Raw genomic sequence first — 24,543 nt, forward strand, 5'->3', positions numbered from 1 at the left:
GGGTGGGGGCGGCAACCTTCCATTGCGCGCGCCGGTGGCGGGTGTTGGCACGCGACGTACGCCGCTTGGGAACAGCCATGGACTTCCTTGTCGGATCGCCGGCGGGACGACAGCACCTTATTGGAAATGAGTTTCATTGTAAAGTTGTGGTGCCCGTACGGCTTCGGCAGTGCGCACGAGGGCGGAGGGCATTCGGCTCGGCCGGACCGGCGGCGAAGCATCAGGTCGTCAGGACGGCCGTGACCGCCGCGAGCACCACCGCGGTGGTCACCAGGTCTTGCGGACGGCGCCGGTGTCAGGCCACGGCGGCGAGGGCGGCGTGGCGCCCACAGCGCCAGAGGAGCCCCGCTTCGGCGAATCCGGCCGCACGGGCGGCGGTGACGTGCCACGACGCCGAGGCAGTGAACCCGGCCGGCGGACGGGCCTGGAACATCGCGGCGCGCTCGGCGAACAAGGGTCGCAGGGACGCCGCTTCGGCGACGTCGCTCCACCACTGCGCCCAGGCGAGTTCGGCGGCGGCCGCACCGTCGGCAGGGTCGAGGGCGTTCATCACGGAGGCCACGCCGTCGTCCGGCATAAGGTCAGCGACCACGAGCAGGCCACCCGGCGACAACACCCGGCGCGCGTCGTCGTAGAGGGCGCGAGCCTGCGGCGGCGCAAGGTAGTGCAGGGTCATGACGGCAGTGACGACGTCGTAGCCCTCCCCCGCGCGGGTGGCCCAGGCGGGGGACGACAGGTCACCGTCGAAGCTGCGCACGAGATCCGGAACGGCGCCGCGGGTGAGGGCGAGCAGCACCGGGTCGATGTCCATGACGGTGACGGCGGCGCCGGGCCACCGGTTCGCCATCCGTTCGGCCAGCACGCCGGGTCCGCCGCCGAGGTCGAGCACCCGGCTCGGCATCCGGCCGCGCAGCGTCTCGGCGGCGCGGCAAACAGTCTCCTCGAGGGTGGCCAGGCCGGGCACGAGACCGCCCATCACCTCGGCCCACGCGGCGCGCCACCGGACGACCTGGTCGCGGTCGAGCGCGGTGCCGGACGCGCTGGTGGTGGGTGCCATGGAGTGCTCCGAAGGACAGGCGGGCAGGAACGTCACAAGTTAACGGGAATCATTTCCGGTCGGTTGGACGGCACGCCCGCACGACTGGCATATCCCCCGTACGTGTCGGTTCAACGAGCGTGACCAGGAGACAAAGAGCGAACGCCCGCCGGTCCACCTCACCGACCATATTGTGGGCATGCGGGCCGACTCATGCTCATGCGACCCTTTCACCCCAATCGGACTGCGCAACGCGACGGTGAGCCGGGCACCGAGCGCCGTGGCCCAGCGGGTGATCCGGCCCGCGCTTCACATCCACTCATGTTAATATGCGAAAAGACGCATGCTATATTGGCGCCTACCCCGAATCAGATGGAGAGGCAATGATCGACACGCTGCACGAAATCCATGACGCCCACGCCCATGTCCACGGCGAGGGGTGCGGGCACTTGGCCTCGGTGCATGCCGGCCATGTGGACTACGTCCACGACGGTCACCGGCACCACGCCCACGACGGCCACTACGACGAGTGCGCTGCGGCCACCCACGCGCCAGCCGAGGAGCACAGCCACCGGCACGGCGACGCCTGCGGTCACGTCGCCGTGCAGCACGAGGGGCACGTTGACTACCTGCACGACGGCCACGTGCACGTCGACCACGCCGGCCACTACGACGAGTGCCACTCGGAGGCGCACGTCACGGCGGAGGCGCACGAGCACGTACACGGCGAGGGCTGCGGCCACGCCGCAGTGGTGCACGGCGATCACGTCGACTACGTGCACGACGGGCATCGCCATACGCCCCACCAGGGCCACTACGACGAACACTGAGGCTGCTCGCCAGGGACCCGAACGGTGGGACCGCCCCCTCGGCTACCCGGCGCAGTTCGTCACGGCCGGGGGGCTCCAGCGTCGTCTCCCAGCTCTACCCTGACGCGGACTGCCGCGTCGGAAGAACATCCACCGGCGCGACCACGCTTGCCCCGGTCATGCTGACGGCGCCCACCGTGGGGTAAAGCGTGCGGACGAGTTCGGTTGTGATGACCTCACTGGGCACGCCGTCGGCAAGCAGCCGGCCGGCTCGGCCCAGGGCCAGCACCCGATCGCAGAACCACAGCACGTGGTTCGGTTCATGGGTGCAGACCAGTACGGCACGGCCCTGCCGCGCCAGGTCGCGGACGGTGCGCCAGACAAACATCTGATTGCCGAAATCCAGGCTGGCGGTCGGTTCATCGAGCAGGAGCACCTGGCAGTCCTGAGCGAGCGCCCGGGCGATCAGCACGAGTTGCCGCTGGCCGCCGCTGAGGGTGTGGTAAAGCTGATCGCGCTCAGCCGCCAGGCCGACCTGCGCCAGCACCCGCTCGCACGCCTGGACGTCGCTGCGGCGGGGCCCGAACACGCCGCCGAGGTGGGGCGTGCGGCCCATCAGGACCATGTCCAGCACGGTGAACGGGAACGCGTTGGTGTGCTGCTGCGGCACGTACGACACGCGCCGGGCCACCTGGGCCGGGCGCAGGCCGGACAGGTCTTCGCCGTCCAGGGTCACGGTGCCGCCGTGGCGCAGGTGCCCAAGAATGCAGCGGTAGAGCGTCGACTTACCCGTGCCGTTGGGACCGAACAGGGCGCACAGCTCACCCGGGCGCAAATCCAGGCCGATCCGGTCGAGCACCGGATGTGCGCCGTACGCGAAGCTCAGCCCGCGCACCTGCAGGGTCATGACGACGCTCCGAGGTGGGTGGCGCGGGTACGCAGCAGGTAGACGAGGTAGGGCGCGCCGAGGATGGACGTGATGATGCTGATCGGCACCTCGCCCGTGTGGATGGTGCGCGCGAGGACGTCGCAGGCCATGACGAAGACCGCGCCCAGGGTGGCCGACAGTGGGATGACGAAGCGGTGGTCGGGGCCGACCATCATCCGGGCAGCATGCGGCACGAGCAGCCCGACCCACGCGATGATGCCCGAGACCGACACGGCCAGGGCGGTCAACGCGGTCGCCAGGACGATGACCCAGCGGCGCAGCGGCTCCGGGTCCACGCCCAGCGACCGGGCCTCGTCGTCGCCCAGGCTGAGCACGTTGAGCCGCCAGCCGAAACGCCACAGCAGCAGGCACCCGATCACGGTGGCGGGTACGACGATCACCACGTCGTTCCAGGTGGCGCGGTAGAAGCCACCCATGACCCAGAAGACGAGGCGGCGTAGCTGCTCGTCCGTGCCGGCGTACTGGAACAACGAGAAGACGGCGGAGAAGAAGGAGCCCACGACAACGCCGGCCAGAATGAGCGTGACGGTGGGCCGCTCGCCGCGCACCCGGGAGAGCGTGTAGGTGAGCCAGACCGCCAGCATGCCGAAGATGAACGCCATGACCTGCATCGAGAGCGGCACGTCGACCATGACCGCCAGTCCCGCCCCGCAGGCCGCGCCGGCCGACACACCGAGGATGAACGGCTCGACCAGCGGGTTGCGGAAGGTGCCCTGATACGCCGCACCACTGCAGGCGAGGGCGGCGCCGACGGCTCCGGCGAGCAGGACCCGGGTGAGGCGCATGTCCCAGACCACCGAGGTGTTCAGGCTGTTCGTGCTGTCGGTCAGCCCGGTCTTGGCGGCGAGCACCTTGAGGACGTCCCCGACGGGAATGACGTAGGCGCCGACCATGATCGACACCACGGCGACGACCAGCACCAGCGCTGCGGTCACGACGAGCAGGACGGCGCGCCGCCGGTTGCTCACCGGCGCGGGGACGACGGGCGCGGACACGCCGTCGTCCCCGCGACCCGCCGTGGAGCGGGTCGCGGGGATGGAACTCGGTGCGGGTGGCGTCACTTCACCTCCAACTCACCGACGTACTTCTGCGCCTCGATAGCGGCCTTGGCCTGCGCCTCGTCCAGGCCGTAGACGTCGCGGTAGAACGCGATCTCCTCGGCCACGATGTCGACGTCGGCGAACCGGTCGGGGTAGGCCAGCTTGGCGATCTTCAGCAGCGCGATGGGCGTCTCGACGGTGGCCCGCCACTCGTCGTAGCCCAACGCGACCAGACGCTTGGTCTTGAGCGCGCGCATGTCCTTCAGGTTGGCCCAGTTGAGGCCGGCGTGCTTGCCCTCGTAGATCAGTGAGGTGTCCAGATAGCCCTCGTGACCGGCGACGACCATGGCGTCCGGGTCGAGGGCGAGCAGCTTCTCCTCGGAGATGGTCACGAACGTCCCCGGACCGGCGACGTTACGGGCCCCGACCACGTCGGTGAGCAGGTACGACTGGATGCTCTTCGTACCCATGACGTTGTTGATCGTGGCGAAGTACGCCACCTTGGTGCGCTCGGCGTCCGGGATGTCCTTCGTCCGCGACGTCACCTTGTCCAGCCCGGCGTTCAGCCGCTCGACGAGCCGGGTCGCCTCAGCCTGCTTGCCGAAGACCTGGCCGGTGATGGTGATGTGCTCCCAAGCGGTCCTGATGTTCGGCTGCTCGAAGTTGGACGGGGAGATCAGGACGACGACCGGGACGCCCAGTAATTCGATCTTGTCGATGACCTCCTGGTGCATCGCCCGGTTCTCCTGGCTTGCCACCCAGGCCTCCAGGAAGACGACGTCGGGCTTGAGGCCCGCCAGCTGCTCGTAGTTGACCCCGCTCCACGGCGAGCCGAGTGCGACGGCCTTGGCGATGCTCGGGACGACCGCTGCCCGGTGTCCCATCTTCTTGGTGGCCGAGTCGACACCGACCAGGGTGTTGTCGACACCGAAGATCTTCATGGACTTGGTGATCAGGCCCTCCCACTCGAGGACCACGACGCGCTGGGGATTGGCCGGCACCTGGACGGTGCGCTCCCAGTGGTCCTTGATCGCCACCGGGGCGGCCGAGGCGGCTGCGCCGGTGCCGGCCGCCTGGTCGCCGCCGCCACAGGCCGCCGTACCGGCGGCGACGGCCACGACAAGGGTGGTGAGGCCGGCTGCCCGCACGAAGCGGCGCAGGCAGTGACGGACCATGCCGTACGGGATCATGGTTGCCTTTCCATTGCGGGTTCTCGACGAGGTGTGCCTGTTCACGGCACCCTCGCCGGGTGGGGTGGCGCCGGCGTGGCGGCGCTGCGGGGCGCCAGGACGCCCGGCCAGGCGGCGATCACGGTGGCGAGAGCGGCCGCGACAGCACAGAGGACGAATCCGCCGATCGCGCCGGCCGGCCCGTCGACGATCACGCCGGCCACCGCGGAGCCGGCCGCAGCCATCGTCAGGTTGACGGTCGTCAGCCAGGTGTAGGCCTCGGTCAGCATCGACGCCGGGGCGATCCGGGCCATCAGGCCCGCCTGCACGGTCATGGCCGGCGCGATGACGGCGCCGGTGACCAGCAGGACCGCGCCGAGGGCGATGCTGTTGGGCATGGCCGCCCAGGCGGCGTATCCCACCGCCAGACCGGCCAGCAGCACGGTCAGCTGCCGAGGGAGCGCGGTGTCCCAGTTTCGTGCGCCGTACCAGAGGCCGGCCGCCGCGCTGCCGAGGCTCCAGACGGCGATCAGCACCCCGGTCACGGCCTGTGCTTGGTCGCCGTCGTGGGTGGTCGCGAACGCGGCGACGGCGACCGGCGAGGCGCCGAACGAGAATGCCACCCCGGCGGCGCACAGCAGCAGGGCGGGCATCCGCGGTGCCCGCAGCGGTCCCAGCCCTCGGGTTGGCGCAAGGCCCTGCGGCTCGAGCCGGCGCATGGCCTGGCCGCGGGCGAGCATGGCCGTGCCGCCGGCGGCGCAGGCGGCGGCCAGCACGATGGCGGCGGCCGGGCCCGCGACGCCCGGGCGGGCGCCGGTCAACTCGGCGAGTGGCCCGGCCACGAGCATCGCCGCCGACAGCAGCAGCGGCCCGACAATGAACACCAGCTCGAACAGCGTCGACTCGGCCGCCATCGCCGCGGTCCGGATCCGCTCGCGACCGGTGCCGTCGGCGGTGAGCACCGTCCAGGCCGCGCGCAGGGCCGGGCTGGTGGCCGGGAACAGTGCTCCGGACAGCGCGGCCAGCGCGCAGAGCAGGGCCAGGGGCTGCCCGGTGAGGGTGGCTGCCAGCAGGCTCAGCTGGGCGGCGGCGTAGGCAGCCCCGTACCAGGGCAGCACCCGGGCGGCGCCGAAGCGGTCGGCGAGCCGGCCGCCGACGGGTGCCGCCGCGGCCGTAGCCAGCGAGGTCGCCGCGGCGACCAGCGAGGCGTCGACGAAGGACCCGGTTGTCTCCCGGACGAGAAGGATCCAGGCGAGGACGGTCACGCCCTGCCCGAGCCGGGCCACCACCCCGCCGGTCAGTAGCAGCGGCGCGCCCGGGACGCGCCAGAGCTCGACGTAGCGGGCCGTCACCGGAGGCCTCCGGCGACCGAAGCGGCGCAGGCCCGATTCGTGAGCTGGGCATCGAGGGCGGTGGCCTGTCCGACGGCCGGTACACCGGCCGCGCCGACCTCGGTGGTGAGGTAGCTGACGGTGCACCGGTCGTGGTCGAGGTACCGGTCGTAGTGCGCGTAGCGGTCCCGCCGCCGGTGCAGCACGACCACATGGGGCCGCCGGCTCATACCGTGTCTCCTGCTGGTTCGACGTCGTAGAACCCGTACCCGTCGAGCCAGCCCACGGTGGCAAGGTCACGGTCGACGAGCTCCGGGCTCGGATGGGCGAGGACGATCATCATGGGTTCGGTGGTGTCGTCGACCGTCAGCGGCAGCCAACCGCCGGGCTCCACCCCGATCTGGATCTCGTGGCAGCTCTCCAGCGCCCGCACCTGGTCCAAAAGCGGGTAGCTGCGCAGTGTCCCGGTGACGGGCGAGGTCAGGAACGCCATCGCCGCGTGCCGGCGCACCGTCTGCGGCCGGTCCACCTCCGCGAGAAAGGCCGCCGGGTCCAGATACGCCTGGACGGTCCGTTCCACCTGCGACTCGCCGAGCGCCAGCAGCGCCTGGGCCGCGGTGTCGGCCCCACACAGGCGCACACCCACCTCGACCAGGCAGGGGCCCTCCGCGGTGAGCATGATCTCGTGGTGCGCCGGCCCGTGCCGGACCTGGAGGGCATCGAGCACCTCGCGGGCATACCCGACGAGTTCCGCCCATTGCGGTGCCGTCGCCGGCACGAGGACGGCACCGCTGATCCGGTCGCGGACGCCGTTCGCGGAGATCTTCGTGTAGCGCCACACGTCGGTGGCCCGGTGCCGGCCGTCCCGGCTCACCGTGTTGACGACGTACTCGGTACCGACCAGGTACTCCTGCGCCACCACGCCGTCGTTGCGCAGCGAAAAGATGTTGCGGGCCCCCGCCACGCTCCGGTAGGCGGCGACCGCCTCCTCCGGCGTGTCGCAGAAGGCCACCCCGTCATTGCCGGCGCTGCGCACCGGCTTCACGACGATCCGGCCGCCGAGGTCCGCGTGCCAGCGGGCCAGCTCCTCGGCGTCGGTGACGGCGAGCTGCTTCGCCGCGCGCAGACCGGCGGCGCGCACCGTCTCGATCTGCACGTACTTGTCCCGGCGGGCGACGCTGAGCGCCGTGCCGTTGCTGGTCAGCCCGAGCGCCTCGCTGAGTCGGTCGGCCAGCTCCACGCCGAGTTCCCCGCCGGTGATCACGGCGACCGGCGCGTGTTCGGCCACGGCCTTCAGTGTCAGCTCGATGTCACCGTGGTGCACGATCGTGTCGGCGAAGAAGCTGTCACCGTCGTCGCCGCCGTGGGCCCGGTAGACCTGCGGCACCTCCGCGGTGCTGCGCAGCCGGACGACCGCGCAGCCCGCGTCGGCGAACGCTCTCGCGAGCCGCATCGTCGGGGCGTACACGTCGACCATCACCACCGTACGGTCGGAGGTCTGTCCGAGTGATGTCACGATGGCTCCTCAGCGGTAGGAGGTGGCGTCGGTCAGGGAGTCGTCGAGCTGAGCCAGTACGGCCAGGAGCCGGTCAACCTCGTCGACGGTGTTGTAGGCGTGCAGGCTGACCCGCACCGAGCTCTCGCGTTCGCCCGCCGGGCCCTGGCAATGGGCGTTGGCGCGCACCATGAGGCCGTGCTCGGCGAGCACGAACCCCAGGTCCGCGGAGCTGATCCCGGGGTGCCGGAAGGTGACCAGGCCATGCCGGCGCTGCACGGTCGAGTCGAGGGCGAGGCTGTGCTGACAACCCAGGACCTGGATGGACGGCAGCCGGTACAGGCCGTCGGTCAGGCGAGCACCGAGGGCGACCGTCCAGCGCGCGATCCGGTCCAGGCCGGTGACGTCGAACCAGTCGACGGCCGCCTGCAGGCTCACCAGGCCCGCCGTGTTGGGCGTACCCTCCCAGCCGCGGTGCACGTACCGCGGTCCGCGGGTGTTCCGTGCCCACAGCACGCCGATGCCGGGCAGCGCCATCGCCTTGTGCCCGGAGAACGCCACGAAGTCGACGTCCAGGTCGGCGACCGAGACCGGCAGGTGGCCCACGCTCTGCGCGGCGTCCAGGCAGATCACCACGTCGTCGCCGACGAGCCGGCGGATGCGGTGCACGTTCATGTCGGCGCCGTACACGTGGTGCAGGTGGGTGACCGCCACGAAGCGGGTGTGTTCGCCGACCAGGCCCGCCAGCGCCGCGATGTCGTAGTCACCCGACGGCTCGTACGGCATCTCCACGAGGCGCACGGTGACGCCGCGCCGGGCCAGGACCTCCCGAGCTTCCTGCCACGGGCTGACGTTGGCGAGATGGTCCGCCGCCGGGACAACGATCTCGTCGCCGTCGGCGAGGGTGTCGACGAGCCAGTCCAGGGCCACCCGGCGCAGTGCCTCGGTGGTGCCGCTGGTGAAGTGGACGCCGGAACGCTCCGGGTCGGGATCGGCGAGCAGGTCGCGTACCCGGCCGCGGCAGCGCTCCACCAGCGCCGAGGTCTCGTTGGCCCACCGGTACGTGCCGCGTCCGGCGTTGGCGTTCGCCGTCGTCAGGTACCGGTGTACGGCGTCGAGCACGGTCTGCGGTTTCTGCGCGGTGGCGGCGCTGTCCAGATAGGCCTCGCCGGCGGCTTCCGCGAAGATGGGGAACTGGGACCGTACCTCGCGCTGCCACGAGTCCAGTTCGGCGAGCACGCGATCCGGGTGCTGCGCGGAGTCGGCCGGTTTGGCGTCGGGCACAGGACATGCCTCGGCCGATCCGGCCGCGGAACCGGGCACGCCGAGGGCCGACCGTGGCGCGGCCATCAACCGCGCACCAGCGGGGCGCCGGCGTCGCGCCAGGCGACGACGCCCCCGTCAAGGCTGCGGGCGTCGGCGTGCCCCATCCTGCTCAGCAGAGCGGCGTAGCGACGCGACTTCTCTCCCACCGGGCAGGCCAGCAGCACCGGACGGCGCCGATCCACGGGCAGCCCACCGCGCAGCAGGTCGTCGAAGATCTCGTCGACGATGTTGACCGAACCCTCGATGTGGGCGGTCGCGAAGGCGAACGTGCCGCGCAGGTCGATGATCAACGGCTGGGTCTGCTCGATCCACTGCCGCGCCGCGGACACGTCCATCGATTGCGCCGCATCGGCTTCCGCATCGGTGACCGTGGAGACGGCACCGGCCCGGGCCGGCTGGTTCAACAGCTCCGGCCGGCGACGGCGGATGTAGCTGAGGTAGCTCTCCACCCGGTCGCACACGATGAACACCGCGCTGCGCCGGCCCGGGTCCTCGCCTGCCGCCGCCTGGGCGGCGAGGTCGGCGTCCACCTGGCGCAGGTAGCGCACGGCGCCCGTGTAGGCGCCCCCACCGGTGGGTCCCGCCAGGATCCCGCACCGGCGGACCAGCGCCAGCAGACCGTCGATGGCCTCGTCGGCGGAGACGGCCTCGATGGTGTCGTACGTGCCCGGGTCGAACAGGCCGACCTCGTGCACCTCGTCGATGTTGCGGATGCCGGGGATGAAGTCGGACTTTGCGGCGACCAGCCCGACCACCGTGACCGCCGGATCGTGCTCACGCAGAACGCGGGCGACGCCGGTGGAGGACCCGGCGGTGCCGACACAGGCGATGAAGTAGTCGGGGGCCCGGCCGTCGAGATCCTTGACGATCTCGGGCCCGGTGCCCTCGACGTGGGCGGCCGTGTTGCGCGGGTTGTAGTACTGGTCGGTGTGCAGGTACCGCGACCCCGACTCGCTGATGGTGCGGTGGATCCGGGTCAGCGGGTCGTCGGTGTTCGTGGGGTCGAGGCATTCCGCCTGACCGGGCAGCTCCTCGATGGTGGCGCCGAGCAGCAGCAGGAGGTCCTTGATCTCCGGGACCTTCATCCGGTTCGTGATGCTGGTGAACGGCAGCCCGTGCATGCCGGCGATGACGGCGAGCGCCTTGGCGGTGTTGCCGCTGGACAGCTCGACCACCGTGGCGCCGGATTCCTGGGCTTCGGCGAGCCGGGGTGCGGCCATGTTCCACGCCGCTCGATCCTTCACCGAACCGAAAGGGTTGAGCAACTCCAGCTTGGCGTACAGGTCGATGTGCTCCAGGCCGTGCAGGGCCGGATCGATCCGCACCAGCGGGGTGTTGCCGATTGCGTCCGTGATGGAGTCGTACCTCATGCAAGAACCTCCTGCGGCTGCGCGGCGGTGGCCGTGGTTTCGGTGGTGGTGCCGGCCGTTTCCAGCGGCCAGTACTGCTCGTCCAGGCACCACCGCCAGCGGGCGCCGTCCTGCCAGGCCGCGACGGTGCGGGCGACAGGCTGGTGCAGCGCGTGGTCCGCGCTGAAGTCCATGAAGTAGCCGGCCGTATTGGCGAAGGCGAGCAGGTCGCCGACCCGGGGCAGGGCGGGCAGGTACACCATGCGCCGGGTGATGAGGTCGGCCTCGAGGCAGAGGTTGCCCAGCAGGTAGACGGGATTCCCCTCGGCCGGCGGCGGCGCGGCGGCGGGCGTGGCGGGCAGGAGGACGGGGTCCATCATCACGCCGTGCTCCTCGAGGCTGACATCGCGGGCGTTGAGGTCGAGGCGCACCAGATGCGGTCCCGCTGCCGTCGGACGAACCTCGAGGACCCGGGCCAGCACAGCGCCGCACTGGTCGAGCAGGGCGCGCCCCGGCTCGACCCACAGGTCGTACAGATGCTCCTGCAGCAGCGTCGCCAGGCTGCGCTCGCCCATCCCGGCGGACGCCGTGCCGAGCAGTTCGGCGAGATACCGGGGACCGGACAGCGGCCGGTGCGCCGGGTAGAGGCCGAGCGCGCCGCGCAGCGACCCGGCCTCGGCCCGCCAGCCGTAGCCGTGGCCACCCCAGGTCAGCTCCGGTCGGCGCCCCAGTACCGCCAGGGCGAGTTCGCTGGTCCAGCGGTCCCACTGGTCGCCCTCGGCAAGGTAGTCGACGCCGAAGCCACCGCCGATGTCGACGATCCGCGGGTGCAGCCCGTGCCGGTGGCAGCCCGCGAGTACGGTCAGGCAGCCCTCCAGTGCGGTCGCCTTTTCCGCCAGACCGATGGTGTCCAGGTGGTACGCGACGCCGATCAGCTCGACGGCGTCGCGGGCGTCGGCGATCCGCGCCAGAAGGGCGTCCACCTCGGCGACCGGCGTACCGAAGCGGCTCGGCCGGGAGAGGATCGTGGAACCGGCGGAGGTGAACGACGACAGCCGGAGCAACACCCGGACAGGTCGCAGCGCGTGGCGGCGGACCAGCGACACCAACTCGTCCAGTTCGGCCGGCGAGTCCAGGTTCACCGTGATCCCGCAGCGCGCGGCGAGCCAGAGGAACTCGGCGGTCTTGGGGCCGGTGGCCATCACCCGGTCCGGGGCGAAGCCCGCACCCAGCGCATGCTGCAACTCCCCCAGGCTGGCCACGTCGATGGCGGCGGGCGTCGCCGCCAACCGGCGGACGAATGCCGCTGAGCGGTTTGCCTTGTGCGCGAAGAAAACCTCGCCGCGCAAGTGATGTCCGGTGTAGACGGATTGAAATGCCTCGGCGTTGTCGGCAATCTGGTTCGGAAGCACCACGTTCAGCGGCGACCCGAGAGCTCGGACGAGGTCGTGCAGCAACGCGGGCTGCGTCAGCAGCTCACGCAGCCGACCTTCCACCCGTGGTTGCAAATACAGCGGGAGGTCCATCGATCGTCCCCTTCGGTCCCAGTCCGCGGAAACGATAGTCGTTTGCATTACACAGGGAAAGAGGTCCGTCGGCCGCGGCCGGTCGCCGGCATCCACGCCAGGACACCGGACCCGGCCGCGGCGGCCGCTGGCTGATGCAGGTGGGCCGGTGGGAGGCCCTCAGGCGAGCACGGGACCGAGCTGACCGGTCACGTCCCCGTAGGCGTTACGGACCCAGGACTGTTCCGCCAGCCTGAGATGAAGGTCACGCAGCAGGGCCGCACGCCGTTGGGGTGTCATGGGTCCGTCCTGCGCCCGTTCCGCCAGACGGCTCAGTGGCGCGACATCGTCGAGATCCTGCGGCGTCGGGCAGACACCGGCCTGCCGGGCACGGCGGAGCCCCGCCTGCATGGGCACCACGGCAAATGGCCCGCCCGACAGTTCGTTCGTCAGGTAGGCGAGGTCCACGTCGTCACCCACCTTGTTGCCCACCATGACGACGACATCGCCGACCCCGGCTGCCGTCGCCAGATCGCGATAGCGGCGCGCCACCGAGACCGACTCCGGCGTCGGCTCCACCACCACGACGATCAGGTCGAACTGGGCGTGCAGCGAATTGGCGAACGCGTCGGTGCCGGCCACCATGTCGCAAACCACCCAGTCGCCGGCACCGAGATGCAGGTGCGACAGCAGGTTCTCCAGGATGGCGAGATGGCCGTGGTAGCAGCCAGCGCCGATGTCCTCCCGCTCGTACGTGCCGACGTGCAACACGTGGGTGCCGGGATCGAGCGCCGTGGCGTGCCCGGCGAGCACAGGATCAGCCGGGTCGAGCGTGACCAGCCGGGATCCCGGACCCGGCGGCGTGGTCGGCACGAACTGCTCCACGGCGGACACTCGCGGGTTCGTGCCGAGCAGGTGCCGGCGGATCGAGGCGGCGTTCCGCGGCTGCGACATGGCCGACGCCGGGGTGGCGGTTACACCCAGCAATGGAGCCAGGTGGACGTTGACGTCCGCGTCGATGGCGAGGACACGGTGGCCGGCGGATCGCAGGAATCCGACGAAGAGGGCGGCGAGCGTGCTCTTGCCGCTACCACCCTTACCGGTGAAAGCGATTCTCATACCACCATTTTAACCTATCGAAAACGACAACCAGTATCGCTATGCTCCACCGAGGGCCGACCTCGTACGACCTCCAAGGACACGGCACGCCGGCAGGACGGAGAACCGGTGACCGGGAGCCTCGGTTCCCCGCACCACCCGGCAGCGCACCGAGATCGCCGCGCTGCTGCACGAGACCCACGGGTAGCGACCCGCACTGACCTCGCCTGCGGTGACGAGCGCTTCGCGGCAGATCCGGATGCCACCCACCAACCTGCAAGTGCGGTACGGGACCAGCAGGCAGCTTGTTGCCTTGCCCGGCGATGGGCAGGCGGCGACACGTGGCAAGAGCGGTCACAGGCGGTTACCGCATTGGGGACTACAAGGCTCGCCGGCGGTGGGGCGACCTCCATGAGCTGTGTCCGGACGAGCTACTCGATGAGCCGAACGGTGACCGCGACCATGCCGAGGCCACCGCGTTGCTCGAGAACGGCCGGGGGCAGAGGCGGTAACAGCCGGTATCGCCTCCCGCGGTCAGCGGCAGATGCGTGCGCCTCGCTGGTCGGTCAATCCGCCACGATGGCCGCCCGTTACCTCCGGTCGGCGTCGCCAGGGCGGCCGGCGAACTGCCTGGCGATGGCACGGTACTGGTCCGCGGCTCGAGCCACCTGGTCACTGTCGAGGCTCGTGCCCGGCATGCGGCCGAGCCGTTCGACCTCGTCGGCCAGGCGGAGGTGCTCACGATGCGCATGTTCCCGGCAGGCCAGGCAGGTCACGCGCTCGGGGTACGAGGAAGTCATCGCGTACCCCGCGCGCACCCCGCAGCCGGTGGTGACCGAGGTCGGTAGGTCAGCGGCGAGGCCGAACGTCGACGCCAGAAGGTTGCGCGTGGCGGCGCTGGCGCCGAGTGTCGCCACGACGTGGATGTGCGGATCGAGGTTGCTCACCCCTACTGCCTACCGCAACTGGCTTTTCGACGCTCGGTTCGGCTCGGCTACCGGACGGTGTGGTCGGAGGCGGTGCTGCGTACGCCGATTCGGTGGCCCTGACGCAGCAGCAGCCGCCGGCCACCGGCAACCTCGACGCGCAAAGGCGGACGGACCAGCACCTTCACCTCAACGACATGCCCAGCCCAACGGCCACCGACCGCCGCAAGCGATCGGGAGGGCGTCACGCCGCCGTCGTAGAGCCATGCACCAGGCTGGACGGCCACCGCTACCCGGGTGCTCGGGGTCGACGACTTCGCCCTCAAACGCGGCCACGTTCACGCCACGGTCCTCATCGACTGCGACTCCCACCAGGTCCCTGACGTCCTGCCCGCCCGTAGCACCAAACGGCTCGCCGCGTAGCTGTCGCTCATCCAGGTGTGCGAATCGAGCCGGCTGCCCCGGTCGGCGCGGCAACATACAAGCCCTCCACCGTGGAATCACCGCCCAAAGCTGCACCGGCAGATACTGTCCGCCATCAGCGACTCCGCCCATTACCTCACCACCTGTCCCGACGCCGTCACTGCCGGCCTGGCCCTGCCCTGGAGATCAGGCTCCGTCGAAGGCGTCGCCAACCGCATAAAAATCCTCAAAAGACAGTTGTACGGCCGCGTCAACTTCGACCTGCTCCGCAAGGCGACTACTCGTCACCTGGGAGCGAGGAAACCCAACGCGGGTATCCGCCTTCTGGCTTTCCTTTCTGACGTGACACTCGCCGTGTCCTGCGATGCTCGATCCACCTGGGTTGTCGAGCCGGGTGGCAACGCCACTTCGAACCGAGCAAACCCTTTGAGCATCTCCCCGCCCTGGGGCGACGCGCGGGCCCCGCAGGCTAGATGAGAGGCAAACGACCAGCGTGGGCAGCCGAAAGTGAGCGACAGCCTGGGCGCCTCGACCGAGGCCGGGCCGGGCCACGGTCGTAGGTCAATGAAAGTCGTAGGTCAATGAAACAAGTAGTCGATGACTGGAAGTTGGGATCGCCGTTCAGGCGATGCTCGCGACCGGCGACGGGTTGAGCCTGGCGAAACCTTCCTGCCGGTGATAGGGGAAGTATGGATAGGGTGCGGTGCGGCTGCTGGCGGTGTCGAGCCGGGCTACCTGTCCGGGTGTGAGCGACCAGCCGACAGCGCCGATGTTCTGCCGCAGTTGCGCCTCGTTGCGTGCGCCGATGATGACGGTGGCTACCGTGGGTCGTCGTAGTAGCCAGTTGACCGCGATCTGCGGCACTGCTCGACCGGTCTCGTGGGACAGTTCTTCGAGGACGTCCACGACGCGGAACAGGCGCTCGTCGTCGACCGGTGGGCCGAAGGCGGCGGTCGCGTGGAGCCTGCTTGTGGGCGGTGGCGGTGTGTCGCGGCGGATCTTGCCGGTGAGTCGTCCCCAGCCGAGCGGGCTCCACACTACGGCTCCGACGCCTTGGTCGAGGCCCAAGGGCAACAGTTCCCACTCATAGTCCCGACCAACGAGTGAGTAGTAGACCTGGTGTGCCACGTACCGGCGGCGGTGGTCCCGGTCGGCTGCGGCGAGGGACTTCATTAGCTGCCAGCCGGAGAAGTTGGAGACGCCGAGATAGCGAATCTTGCCATCCCGTACCAGGTCGTCCAGTGTCGCCACGACCTCATCGATGGGCGTTGCGGCGTCGAAGGCGTGTAGCTGGAACAGGTCGATGTAGTCGGTGCCGAGTCGGCGCAGCGCCACGTCGACCGATCGGATGAGCCGGGCGCGCGAAGTTCCCGCGTCGTTCGGTCCGTCGCCGGTCGGCAGGCCGGCCTTGGTCGAGATCAGGACAGCGTCGCGTCGGCCTTTGATTGCTTGTCCCAGCATCTCCTCGGACGCGCCGTCGGAGTACACATCCGCGGTGTCGAACATGCTTATCCCGGCGTCCAGGCAGATGTCCACGAGGCGCCTCGCCTCGCGCGCGTCCGTGTTGCCCCAAGCGCCGAAAAGCGGTCCGGAGCCGCCGAAGGTGCCGGCGCCGAAGCTGAGGGCGGGCACGGTGAGGCCGGATGCCCCAAGTCGTCGGTACTCCACGATGACAACCTCCCCTTAACGGAACTACAGTTTCATTAGTTACGTGAGCTAGGGTAGCAGCCAGCCGCAGTTAAGGGAACTGGAGACCTGTTATGGCCGTCGGTGCGATTCGACCCGGAGGGCGGACCGCCCGGGTCCGCGCCGCCGTGCTCCGAGCTGCCGGTGACGCGCTCGTAGAGCACGGCTTCGACCGTCTCGACCTCGCCGACGTGGCACGCCGCGCCGAGGTGGGCAAGACAACGGTCTACCGCCGCTGGGGTACGGTCGCCGGCCTCGTCGCCGACCTGCTGACGGACATGGCGGAGCATTCGCTGCCGCGAGCCGACACCGGATCGCTGATCGAGGACCTGCGTGCCAATGCCCGGCTCGTACAGCGCACCCTGGTCGATCCGCGTCAGGGTGCGCTGTTCCGCGCGGTCATCGTCGCCGCGACCTGCGACCCCCGTGCCGCCGAGGCGCTGCACCGCTTCTACGCCGTCCGTATCGCCGAGTGGGCCCCCTGCGTAGAGCAGGCCGTACGGCGGGCGGAACTGCCCCCGGGCACGGATGCGGCCGAGGTCATCCGCGCCGTCTCGGCACCGCTGTACTACCGCTTGCTCGTCAGCGGAGACCCTATCGACGAAGCCGCGGCAGACCGGGCCGCCGAAGCGGCAGCGGCAGCCGCCAACGCCGGCGTCTACACGTCCGCCAGCGGTCTCAACTGACGACACCGCCATCCGCCTGCCGATCGTGCGCGCCACCGACAGCCGGGACAGCTTTATCGGGTGCGCGCTCGTGCCGCTGACCGGGTGCTGTGTTCAGCACGGTCGTCAGGGGCGTACGTTCTGTGCGAGTAGCCGAGAGGGCCGCCATCGTCGGCCCTACGGAGCCGTCCCTTGACGCCATGTCTCTGCGAGCAGGGCATACGTGTAGCCGTCCAGCCAGCCCAGCTCGGCGTGCCAGGAGTCGCCGACGCCGTGCTGCTCACGATGCATGCCGACCTTCTCGAGGATCCGCACCGAGGGGAGGTTGTCCGCGAAGCAGCCAGCGGTGATCCTTCGCACGCCCAGCCGGTCGAAGGCGTGCGCCACCATCGCGGTGACGGCCTCCGTGGCGTAGCCCTGGCCGCCGTACGCCGGGTCGAAGGTGTAACCGAGTTGCGCCTCTGTCCGCGGCGGCATGCCGGGCTGGCCCATGCCGTCGAGCATTCTGAGCGAGACGGTTCCGATCACCACGCTGTCCAGGGTCACGGCCACGCTGTGGTCGTCGGGATCCTCAGCAGCGCGCCACCACGCCGCTCGGAAGGACGCAGGGTCGACCTCGGTGCGCAGCAGCCAGCGAGTGACCTCCGGAAGGTTGCGGTACTCCAGTATCCGATCGACGTCCTCGTCACGCACCGGGCGAAGTTCGAGGCGTGCGGTGCGTAAGTTAGTGCTCTCCATGAGGTGGGACGTTAACGGGTGCACCACGGCGACACGTCCGATTATCCGGCCGCTGCCGGACCCCCGGTTCACCGAGCAGGAGGCTCGCCACCGAAGTCGATCACGCCGCAGAGGGTGCCGTCGGCGGTGAGGACGTTGGCCGGGTGCAGGTCGGCGTGGAGCCATAGCGCCGGGCCGGTCCATCCCGGCGCGGTGATAGCGTCGTGTCAGACGGCGCGGACGGCGTCCGGGTCGTTGATCAGCCCCACCCCGGTGGCGGAGGCGAACCCTTGGGTGAACTGGTCGGCGTAATCGGCCAGTGGCCCGTGCTCAGGGTGGGTGGCCGCGGGCCGGCCGCGGGTTCCGCCCACTCCTCGGGCGGAACCGCGTCTGTCGCAGTGTCGCCAGGAACCGCGCCAGGTCGACCTCGAATTGCGTCAGGTCGCCGATGTTTCGCGTTGCTCGCGGGCTCGCCGTCGAGCCATCGGGACACCGAGCAGGGAGCGAAGAACTTTCGTCGGGCCGGCCCATCGCGAGCGGAAGCCGGCACGGGCCGGTAGCCGCGGCGCGAGGGCCAGCAGCCAACGGTGTTACTTCCCGACCGCCAGCGGGTACGGCGAAGCGCTGGGCAGGCGCACCGACATCCGGACCCAAGGTGAAACGTAAAATCATCCCAGCCCTGGTTCGCACTCGAATCGGCAGGTCAGCCCCGGGTGGGAACTGCGTGGCGATCAATCGCCGGACGAGGCTGGCATCAATGCGCCGACGATCCGTCACGGGCCCACCGCACCGCCGCAACGTCTGCCAGCGAGCGATTTGTCGCCGCCCGACGGCGTCCGCCGCGCCGCCGGAAACGCGGTCGCGCAATTGGCTCCTGGCGGCGCGCGCCGATCAATGCCGAAGCCCTGGGCGCACCGCCCCCGGCAGCCTTTCGGCGCAGTGCGCCGGCAGGCTCGGCGCACCGGCGAGAGGCAGCGCCGGACGGCCGGCGACGGCCCGCGCCGCCGGCCGCTTCCGGGCCGGACGAGTGAGGTTGCTCACAACCGGCCGGCGGAGCGCGGCGGGGGCCGTCGCCGGCGCTCGACCGGAATCGTTCGGTGGGCGGGGCCCGTTCCGCTCGCCTTTCTTTTCGGTACGGGAATGACCGAATTGCGTACCGGTGCCGGGGGGTGCCTGCCGGAGAAGGCGGGACCTCGGCATGGTTCTGGTGGCTGAGATGTGGTGGAGTGTTCCCTATGCTGGGCCCGGGGGGACGGGTGTTCCAGCTGGTCCGCGGACCACGCCGCGGTTGCAAACTCGGAAAGACCCTGGAAAGGGTGAGGGGGAAAGCACGCCGATGACCGGTTTAGCTACACGATCCTGGGATGGCATGACCATTCCAGCGGCCGGTACATATCTTCTCGATCCGGCACACAAGCGGATCGGTTTCCTCGCCCGGCACATGATGGTGAGTCCGGTGCGCGGTGAGTTCGGCGAGGCCACCGCCCGGATTGTCGTGGCGGAGGACCCGTTGGCCTCGTCGGTCACCGCAACGATCCAAACGGCGAGCGTCAGCACCGGCAACACCGACCGGGACACGCACCTGAGCAGCGCCGATTTTCTCGACGTGGAGAGTTACCCCACGCTGGAGTATCGCAGCACGGGAATTAAATGGCAGTCGGTCGACGACCCGATCTTCTATTGGGCGCGGTTGCGCAACAGCGGGCTCAGCCGGAGATCGGTGTCGGGCAAGATTCCCAATCCACAGAATCGTACGAGTGGCAGATTCGTGCTCACCGGCGATTTGACCGTCAAGAGGATCACCCGGCCGGTCGACCTTCATGTGGAATTCGGTGGTGCTCGCCGGGATCCGTACGGGCAGGACATCTTTGGCTTCAGCGCGACGGCGGAAATCGATCGTGAGGACTACGGTCTGCTCTGGAACGTCGTTCTGGAGAGCGGTGGCGTCCTGGTCGGAAAGAAGGTCCAGATCGAAATCGCCGGCGAGGCTATTCGCCAGCCCTGAGCAACGGGACGTGCCGGAGGAGCGCACCGCGCAGGTCGAGCCAGGCGCCGACCGGGCCGCGGACCAGGCACGCAGCACCACCTCTTCGCAGCGCGGGCAGCGGGCCACCAGGCCGGGCGCGTGGTCGTACACCCGTAGGACCGCCACCGGCCCGGTCCGCCAGCATCCGGCAGTCTCGCACGAGGCCGCGCCCGACAAGCGCCGTCCGGTGGCGGCGGGTGCCCCGTTCACGATCAGACGGGGCTCCCCCGCGCACTGCTGTTCGTCCAGTTACCTGAGGGAGGGGTCATGCAGTGCAGGTAGGCCCTGAGACGGGAAGGTGTCTGAAGCGGAGCGAGTCCGACGGGCTGCCTGGCAATACTCTGAGCCCCGTCCGCACTATCTGGGAGAGTCATGACAAGTAGGTTCACCGAGTTGACCGTTGACTGCCACGACCCGGAGAGACTCGCGGCCTTCTGGTGTCAGGTCCTGGACTTCAAGGTGATCGACCGGAGCGAGGGCAAGGTCGAGATCGGCTCGTGGGTGTCAACCGTCGAGGATGTTCGGGCCCGTCAGATGCCGCCCACCCTGCTGTTCGTCCAGGTACCTGAGGGGAAACAGGGTGAACCAAGAACCGGTTTCCGCTGGTTCGCGTGAAGGAGATCGGCGAACAGGGGCCAAGGGCTCAGGGCTGCTCGGCCTTCCAGATCCCGTGTTCGACCGGCGCAGCTACCACATGGGGCAGGCGCACGGAGCCGTTGCGGTCAGGGTGCGAGGAAGCGGCGGATCGTCTCCCGCAACACATTGCGCTCGCGGCGGGCGTCGAACGGTGACCAGTCGGCCACCTGGCTTCCGAACCCGTCGATGAGGGCTAGAAGCCAGCTGATCGTCCGCTCTGCTGAGAGGTCGGTGCGGATTCTGCCCTGCTCGCGTGCGCGCGTGACCCATGGCGTCAGTTCGGAACGGACGCGTCGCTGGTGCTCGGTCAGGGCCGTCGCCACCCGCTCGTGCGACGTGGCGACGACGACCGCGCGCAGGAAGCCGCCGGCCCGTGTGTCTTGCGCGTTGTCGGCCTCATGGTCGGCGTAGGCGAGCAGTACCTCGACGGCGTCCTTCTGGCCCGCCTGCGAGCGGAAGAACTCTGCGGTCTCGTCGGCGCCGAGTTCGAGGATCGCCACCATGACATCGACTTTGGTGGGGAAGTAGTGGAAGAAGGTGCCGGACCCGATGCCCGCGGTGCGGCAGATCGCCGCGGTCGAGGCGCCGTCGAACCCGCTAGCGGCGAAGCAGGTCAGCGCCGCGTCGATGATCTGCAGGCGACGCTGTCGGTGCTGCTCTAGGTTGACGGGACGGGCCATGTGGCCAGCATACATTAGTAGAGTAGTCACTCGAATAACTGCTACGCTGCCGCCATGGGTTCGACGAAGCTGCCTCTGCGGCACCGAATGCTGCCCGTACTCGCGATCGCGTTCGGCGCACCCGTCTGCGCCGAGTTCCTCCAGGCGTATCTGCCGTCCACCGGCGACGCGCCGGAGGTGCTGCTGTCGCTGCTCATCCTCGCGCCGCTCTACGGTGGCACCGCCCTGCTCATCCGGGAAGTGGCGGTCCGGCGTGGGCTGGGCTGGACTGGGGTGCTGCTGCTCGCCGCGGCGTTCGGCGTCGCCATGCCGGGGCTGGTGGACCTGTCGCTGTTTGTCGAGCACCGTGACGACATCGCCTACTGGGACGAGCTGCGCCAGGGCACGTTCGTCGCCGAACTGGGCATCGCCGTGTTTCCCACCATGTCATGGGTCGCCGGTCATGTCTTCATGAGCGTCGGCGCACCGCTCGCGGTGCTTGAGGCGTTCGCGTCCCGACACCGCGGCCGTCCGTTGCTCGGTCCTGTCGGCACCGTGGTGACCGCGGGGCTATGTGTCCTCGCGGCGTTGCTGATCCGCGCCGACTCGGTCCGCCTGTACGGCCAATCTGGTCTCACGCGGACTCTCGTCGTGCTCGCGGTGATCGTCGCGCTCGGCCTCCTGGCCCTGACCCGCGCCGGACAACCAATCGAGCCCGGCCAGGTACGGCCGATGCCGGTCTGGAGCCTCGCCCTCATCGGCGCCGTCGGTATGTTCAGTTTCGACATCCTGCCGGCGACCTGGACAGGCGTCACAATAATGACGGTGCTCCTCGTCGTAGTGGCCGCACTCCTGTGGTGGTGGAGCAGTGCCACAGCCTGGTCGCCGAAGCAGGTCGCGGCGCTCGCCGCCGGTGCGCTGATCGGGCGGACGCTCATCGGCTTCCTGGCACCGCTGCCCGACGGGGTGAGCCTGTTGGCGAAGCTGAGCCAGAACACGCTGTTGCTTGCCGCAGTGCTCGCCCTGGCCTGGCTACTCACGTACCGCAGAGCCTCCCGAGACAGTCAATCGGCAGCCCCTGCGGCCGAGTCTGGGTCGAGCGCCCCATTAGAGACCGCCACATAGCCGACGCCGCGCGGGCCAGATACCGTTTCAAGCGACGTTGACGAACTGGTCCGGTTCTTGGTTCACCAAGGTTGCCCCTAAACACTTCGGGGAAGATATCCGAATCTTCCCATATGATCCCGAGGGCAAGACCGTGAAGAACCGGCTTCACCTCGACGTCAGCCCGATCGACGGCAGCACCGAGGACGAGGTGATCAAATTACTCGGCCTCGGCGCCACCAAGACGGAAGTGGGCCAGGGCTCAGACCGAAACTGGATGGTCATGGCAGACCCCGAGGGCAACGAGTTCGACGTGCTACGCACCCTGGCACCGCAGACTCAGTCCGCCGCTGGTGTGGGCTTCGAGTTACTCGTGCGCGATCGCGTTCAGTACGTTGACCCGCGCCGCCCGGATCGTCGGCAGGGTCGCGGCGAGCACGCCAACGGTCACGGCGAGTATCAGGTATGTCCCCATCTGCTCCCAGGGAAGTGCCACTTCGGTGAAGCCCTCCTCCTTCAACGCTCGCACGACGGCCGCGCCCAGCCCGCTGCCGACCGCGAGGCCGAGCAGCGCGCCGAACACCGAGATCACCACAGCCTCGACGGTGATCATGCGCATCGCCTGCCCGTGAGGCAACGTCGCGAGCGTGCCCTCGATCGGCTGCCGTTGTCGATCGCCGGCCGCCCCTGCTCCTGGCGTTCGGAATGATCGTCGCCGTGTTCGCCATCTGCTACGCGGTGGTTCTCTCCGCGATCGCCCACGCCGCGATCGCCCACCTCCTGCTGGCCCCCGGCGAGGAGGCGAAGGTCCGGACGTTGACCCGGTCGCGGGCGCGGCTGATTGACGCGTTCGAGGTCGAGCGCCGGCGCACCGAACGGGACCTGCACGACGGTGCCCAGCAACGCCTCCTGCGTCTGGCCATTACCCTCGGAGTGGCCCGGCTGGAGGTACGCGACAACCCCGAAGCAGCCCAGGCCCTGGTCGACCAAGCCGCCGAGCAGGCCAAGGCCGCCCTGGCCGAGCTTCACGAGCTGGTACGCGGCATCCACCCGCAGATCCTCACCGAGCGGGGCCTGCCGGCGGCGCTCACCGAGCTGGCCGATAGCGCCGCCGTACCGTTGACAATCGCGCTCGACGTACCTCACCGACTACCGTCCACGGTGGAGTCCGCAGCGTATTTCGTGGTCGCGGAGGCGATGACCAACGCCGTCAAGCACGCGAAGGCGCGCCAGATCTGGGTGACCGGCTGCCTCGACGGGACCGCCCTCGTCGTCGAGGTGCGCGACAACGGCGTCGGCGGCGCGGACCCCGACAGCGGCACCTGCCTGGCCGGCCTCGCCGACCGCGTCGACGCCCTTGCCGGCACGCTTGTCCTGTCCAGCCCGCCCGGTGACCCGACCGTCCTCAGAGCGGAGCTGCCATGCTCCGGGTAGCACTCGCCGACGACTCGGTGCTCCTTCGCGAGGGGCTTGTCGGCATCCTCGCCCGCTTCGGCCACGAGGTCGTCGCTGCGGTAGGCGACGCCCCGGCGCTGGCCGATGCTGTCGTCGCCGACCGCCCCGACGTGGTGGTGACCGACGTACGGATGCCGCCCACATACACCGACGAGGGACTGCACGCAGCCCTCGCCCTGCGCCGCAACCACCCCGGCCTGCCGGTCCTGGTACTCAGCCAGTACATCGCCACGACCTACGCCAGCGAACTGCTGGAATCCTCGGGCAGTGGCGGTGTCGGATACCTCCTCAAGGACCGGGTCGCCGACGTGACCGAGTTCGTCGACGCCGTCGAACGGGTCGCCGGCGGCGGCTGCGTGATCGACCCACAGGTGGTCAGCAAGCTCCTCGCGCTGCGCCGCGACCCGCTCACCAGGCTGACCCCGCGCGAACGGGAGGTCCTGGCGCTGATGGCCGAGGGACGATCGAACGCAGCGATCTCACGGTTGTTGACGGTGACCGATGCCGCGGTCGGCAAGCACATCGCCGCCATCTTCGCCAAGCTCAACCTGCCCGTAAGCAGCGAAGACGACCATCGGCGAGTACGCACGGTGCTCGCCTACCTTCAAGGCTGACCCACCCGCCGTACCGCCGGACCCGACGCCTTTCGTCGCAGGAGCGGTGTCCGCGGAACCGACACCCGACAGCCGCATCGCGACCACCGCTCGTCAACCGCGTGACAACGGATGCGGCTGACCTACACGTGCTTCGGGTGGCCGGCTCGTTGGTGACCGACCCGGTCCGTCCGACCTACGCCACGCAGAACTCGTTGCCTTCCGGGTCCTGCATGATCCACCAGTGCCCGGCAGGCCCCTTGTTGACCTCACGGACTCGTGCTGCCCCCAGGTCTTCCAGCCGGGTCACCAACTTGTCCATGCCGTCGGGCTCACTGTGCAGGTCGATGTGTAGGCGGTTCTTGCCGGACTTGCCCTCGGGGTCATACGGGAAGAAACTAGACATCTTGTCCGAGGCCGCTAAGGCGTGTTTCATAAGCCGGTCAGAGCCACTCGCAGATGATGGTGATGGTCAGGACGGCCTGGAACCGGACGGCCAACTTGTCGTAGCGGGTGGCCACGCCGCGGTGGCGCTTGAGTCGGGCG

27 protein-coding genes and 4 pseudogenes are annotated in these 24,543 nt (G+C 69.5%); 9 read left to right on the plus strand and 22 right to left on the minus strand.

Annotated elements, in window-relative coordinates; all coding sequences use genetic code 11:
* A partial coding sequence (rpmF, locus tag E1258_RS35815; RefSeq protein ID WP_132399730.1) for a 50S ribosomal protein L32 occupies positions 1-79 on the minus strand: 79 nt, incomplete at its 3' end.
* 216 nt (positions 80-295) lie between these two features.
* Complete coding sequence (locus tag E1258_RS12215; protein ID WP_243715382.1) at positions 296-1,057, minus strand: trans-aconitate 2-methyltransferase; 762 nt, start codon at positions 1,055-1,057, stop codon at positions 296-298.
* A 362-nt stretch (positions 1,058-1,419) separates the two neighbouring features.
* Here E1258_RS12215 and E1258_RS12220 point away from each other — a divergent pair, with 362 nt between their 5' ends.
* Complete coding sequence (locus tag E1258_RS12220) at positions 1,420-1,866, plus strand: hypothetical protein (RefSeq protein ID WP_132399674.1); 447 nt, start codon at positions 1,420-1,422, stop codon at positions 1,864-1,866.
* Positions 1,867-1,960: 94 nt separating this feature from the next.
* Here E1258_RS12220 and E1258_RS12225 read toward each other — a convergent pair whose 3' ends face one another.
* From E1258_RS12225 to E1258_RS12280, 11 genes are all read right to left on the minus strand, one after another.
* On the minus strand, positions 1,961-2,752 hold the full coding sequence (locus tag E1258_RS12225; RefSeq protein WP_132399676.1) for an ABC transporter ATP-binding protein: 792 nt from the start codon (positions 2,750-2,752) through the stop codon (positions 1,961-1,963).
* Positions 2,749-3,789 carry an iron ABC transporter permease gene (locus E1258_RS12230; RefSeq protein WP_243715384.1) on the minus strand — a complete coding sequence of 347 codons (1,041 nt, stop codon included), beginning with the start codon at positions 3,787-3,789 and terminating at the stop codon, positions 2,749-2,751. Before E1258_RS12230 ends, E1258_RS12225 begins: the two co-directional genes overlap by 4 nt.
* Positions 3,790-3,851: 62 nt before the next feature.
* Positions 3,852-5,024 carry an ABC transporter substrate-binding protein gene (locus E1258_RS12235; RefSeq protein ID WP_132399679.1) on the minus strand — a complete coding sequence of 391 codons (1,173 nt, stop codon included), beginning with the start codon at positions 5,022-5,024 and terminating at the stop codon, positions 3,852-3,854.
* A gap of 41 nt (positions 5,025-5,065) precedes the next feature.
* The gene (locus tag E1258_RS12240) at positions 5,066-6,355 is read right to left on the minus strand and encodes an MFS transporter (protein ID WP_132399681.1); all 1,290 of its coding nucleotides are present in this window, start codon (positions 6,353-6,355) and stop codon (positions 5,066-5,068) included.
* On the minus strand, positions 6,352-6,564 hold the full coding sequence (locus tag E1258_RS12245) for a hypothetical protein (RefSeq protein ID WP_132399683.1): 213 nt from the start codon (positions 6,562-6,564) through the stop codon (positions 6,352-6,354). The genes E1258_RS12240 and E1258_RS12245 overlap by 4 nt, the downstream gene beginning before the upstream one ends.
* The gene (locus E1258_RS12250) at positions 6,561-7,850 is read right to left on the minus strand and encodes an ATP-grasp domain-containing protein (protein WP_132399685.1); all 1,290 of its coding nucleotides are present in this window, start codon (positions 7,848-7,850) and stop codon (positions 6,561-6,563) included. Before E1258_RS12250 ends, E1258_RS12245 begins: the two co-directional genes overlap by 4 nt.
* A 9-nt stretch (positions 7,851-7,859) precedes the next feature.
* Positions 7,860-9,113 carry an aminotransferase class V-fold PLP-dependent enzyme gene (locus tag E1258_RS12255; protein ID WP_132399687.1) on the minus strand — a complete coding sequence of 418 codons (1,254 nt, stop codon included), beginning with the start codon at positions 9,111-9,113 and terminating at the stop codon, positions 7,860-7,862.
* A 65-nt stretch (positions 9,114-9,178) separates the two neighbouring features.
* Positions 9,179-10,525, minus strand: coding sequence for a pyridoxal-phosphate dependent enzyme (locus E1258_RS12260; protein WP_132399690.1), 1,347 nt, complete (start codon positions 10,523-10,525; stop codon positions 9,179-9,181).
* Complete coding sequence (locus tag E1258_RS12265) at positions 10,522-12,030, minus strand: Y4yA family PLP-dependent enzyme (RefSeq protein ID WP_132399693.1); 1,509 nt, start codon at positions 12,028-12,030, stop codon at positions 10,522-10,524. The genes E1258_RS12260 and E1258_RS12265 overlap by 4 nt, the downstream gene beginning before the upstream one ends.
* A 159-nt stretch (positions 12,031-12,189) precedes the next feature.
* Positions 12,190-13,128, minus strand: a complete 939-nt coding sequence (locus tag E1258_RS12270; protein ID WP_132399696.1) for an ATP-binding protein — start codon at positions 13,126-13,128, stop codon at positions 12,190-12,192.
* A 569-nt stretch (positions 13,129-13,697) separates the two neighbouring features.
* Entirely contained in the window at positions 13,698-14,054 is a 357-nt protein-coding gene (locus E1258_RS12280) for a hypothetical protein (protein WP_132399702.1), read from the minus strand.
* A gap of 276 nt (positions 14,055-14,330) precedes the next feature.
* Between E1258_RS12280 and E1258_RS12290 the strand changes: the two genes are divergently transcribed.
* Entirely contained in the window at positions 14,331-14,456 is a 126-nt protein-coding gene (locus E1258_RS12290) for a transposase (RefSeq protein WP_207919524.1), read from the plus strand.
* Positions 14,457-15,077: 621 nt separating this feature from the next.
* Here E1258_RS12290 and E1258_RS12300 read toward each other — a convergent pair.
* On the minus strand, positions 15,078-16,088 hold the full coding sequence (locus E1258_RS12300) for an aldo/keto reductase (RefSeq protein WP_243715386.1): 1,011 nt from the start codon (positions 16,086-16,088) through the stop codon (positions 15,078-15,080).
* Positions 16,089-16,216: 128 nt separating this feature from the next.
* Between E1258_RS12300 and E1258_RS12305 the strand changes: the two genes are divergently transcribed.
* Positions 16,217-16,828, plus strand: coding sequence for a TetR/AcrR family transcriptional regulator (locus E1258_RS12305; RefSeq protein ID WP_207919525.1), 612 nt, complete (start codon positions 16,217-16,219; stop codon positions 16,826-16,828).
* 156 nt (positions 16,829-16,984) lie between these two features.
* Here E1258_RS12305 and E1258_RS12310 read toward each other — a convergent pair whose 3' ends face one another.
* The 3 genes from E1258_RS12310 to E1258_RS34680 all read right to left on the minus strand — a co-directional run bounded on the left by E1258_RS12310 (position 16,985) and on the right by E1258_RS34680 (position 17,895).
* Positions 16,985-17,545: a GNAT family N-acetyltransferase gene (locus E1258_RS12310; RefSeq protein WP_132399711.1), complete on the minus strand. Its 561-nt coding sequence runs from the start codon at positions 17,543-17,545 to the stop codon at positions 16,985-16,987.
* Positions 17,546-17,613: 68 nt separating this feature from the next.
* Positions 17,614-17,742, minus strand: a complete 129-nt coding sequence (locus tag E1258_RS35395; RefSeq protein ID WP_256370990.1) for a phosphotransferase — start codon at positions 17,740-17,742, stop codon at positions 17,614-17,616.
* 9 nt (positions 17,743-17,751) lie between these two features.
* Positions 17,752-17,895, minus strand: coding sequence for a hypothetical protein (locus E1258_RS34680; protein WP_243715387.1), 144 nt, complete (start codon positions 17,893-17,895; stop codon positions 17,752-17,754).
* Positions 17,896-18,893: 998 nt separating this feature from the next.
* On the opposite strand from E1258_RS34680, the gene E1258_RS12320 reads away from it, so the two are divergent.
* Positions 18,894-19,529 (plus strand): YceI family protein, encoded by a 636-nt coding sequence (locus tag E1258_RS12320; protein WP_132399714.1) that lies wholly within the window; start codon positions 18,894-18,896, stop codon positions 19,527-19,529.
* A 114-nt stretch (positions 19,530-19,643) separates the two neighbouring features.
* On the opposite strand, the pseudogene E1258_RS35820 reads toward E1258_RS12320, so the two are convergent.
* Positions 19,644-19,760 (minus strand): annotated as a pseudogene (locus E1258_RS35820) (hypothetical protein); the annotation flags it as partial.
* 162 nt (positions 19,761-19,922) lie between these two features.
* Here E1258_RS35820 and E1258_RS12330 point away from each other — a divergent pair.
* A complete protein-coding gene (locus E1258_RS12330) occupies positions 19,923-20,165 on the plus strand; it encodes a VOC family protein (protein WP_243715389.1) in 243 nt (80 codons plus the stop codon).
* Between the two features lie 107 nt (positions 20,166-20,272).
* Here E1258_RS12330 and E1258_RS12335 read toward each other — a convergent pair whose 3' ends face one another.
* Positions 20,273-20,866: a TetR/AcrR family transcriptional regulator gene (locus E1258_RS12335; protein WP_132399717.1), complete on the minus strand. Its 594-nt coding sequence runs from the start codon at positions 20,864-20,866 to the stop codon at positions 20,273-20,275.
* A 54-nt stretch (positions 20,867-20,920) separates the two neighbouring features.
* On the opposite strand from E1258_RS12335, the gene E1258_RS12340 reads away from it, so the two are divergent.
* Together E1258_RS12340 and E1258_RS35400 are read left to right on the plus strand one after the other, a co-directional pair.
* The gene (locus E1258_RS12340; protein ID WP_132399720.1) at positions 20,921-21,970 is read left to right on the plus strand and encodes a hypothetical protein; all 1,050 of its coding nucleotides are present in this window, start codon (positions 20,921-20,923) and stop codon (positions 21,968-21,970) included.
* 37 nt (positions 21,971-22,007) lie between these two features.
* Positions 22,008-22,256, plus strand: a pseudogene (locus tag E1258_RS35400) (VOC family protein); the annotation flags it as partial.
* Between the two features lie 60 nt (positions 22,257-22,316).
* Here the strand turns inward: E1258_RS35400 and E1258_RS12350 are convergent.
* Positions 22,317-22,586, minus strand: a pseudogene (locus E1258_RS12350) (FtsX-like permease family protein); the annotation flags it as partial.
* A 68-nt stretch (positions 22,587-22,654) separates the two neighbouring features.
* Between E1258_RS12350 and E1258_RS12355 the strand changes: the two are divergent.
* Together E1258_RS12355 and E1258_RS12360 are read left to right on the plus strand one after the other, a co-directional pair.
* On the plus strand, positions 22,655-23,383 hold the full coding sequence (locus tag E1258_RS12355; RefSeq protein ID WP_132399723.1) for a sensor histidine kinase: 729 nt from the start codon (positions 22,655-22,657) through the stop codon (positions 23,381-23,383).
* Positions 23,371-24,018 carry a response regulator transcription factor gene (locus E1258_RS12360; RefSeq protein WP_132399726.1) on the plus strand — a complete coding sequence of 216 codons (648 nt, stop codon included), beginning with the start codon at positions 23,371-23,373 and terminating at the stop codon, positions 24,016-24,018. The genes E1258_RS12355 and E1258_RS12360 overlap by 13 nt, the downstream gene beginning before the upstream one ends.
* A 175-nt stretch (positions 24,019-24,193) precedes the next feature.
* On the opposite strand, the gene E1258_RS12365 is transcribed toward E1258_RS12360, so the two are convergent.
* On the minus strand, positions 24,194-24,403 hold the full coding sequence (locus E1258_RS12365; RefSeq protein ID WP_243715390.1) for a VOC family protein: 210 nt from the start codon (positions 24,401-24,403) through the stop codon (positions 24,194-24,196).
* 37 nt (positions 24,404-24,440) lie between these two features.
* Positions 24,441-24,543 (minus strand): annotated as a pseudogene (locus E1258_RS34695) (IS5/IS1182 family transposase); the annotation flags it as partial.

The sequence above is a fragment of the Micromonospora sp. KC207 genome (assembly GCF_004348615.1).
In the GTDB taxonomy this organism is placed as follows: Bacteria; Actinomycetota; Actinomycetes; order Mycobacteriales; family Micromonosporaceae; genus Micromonospora.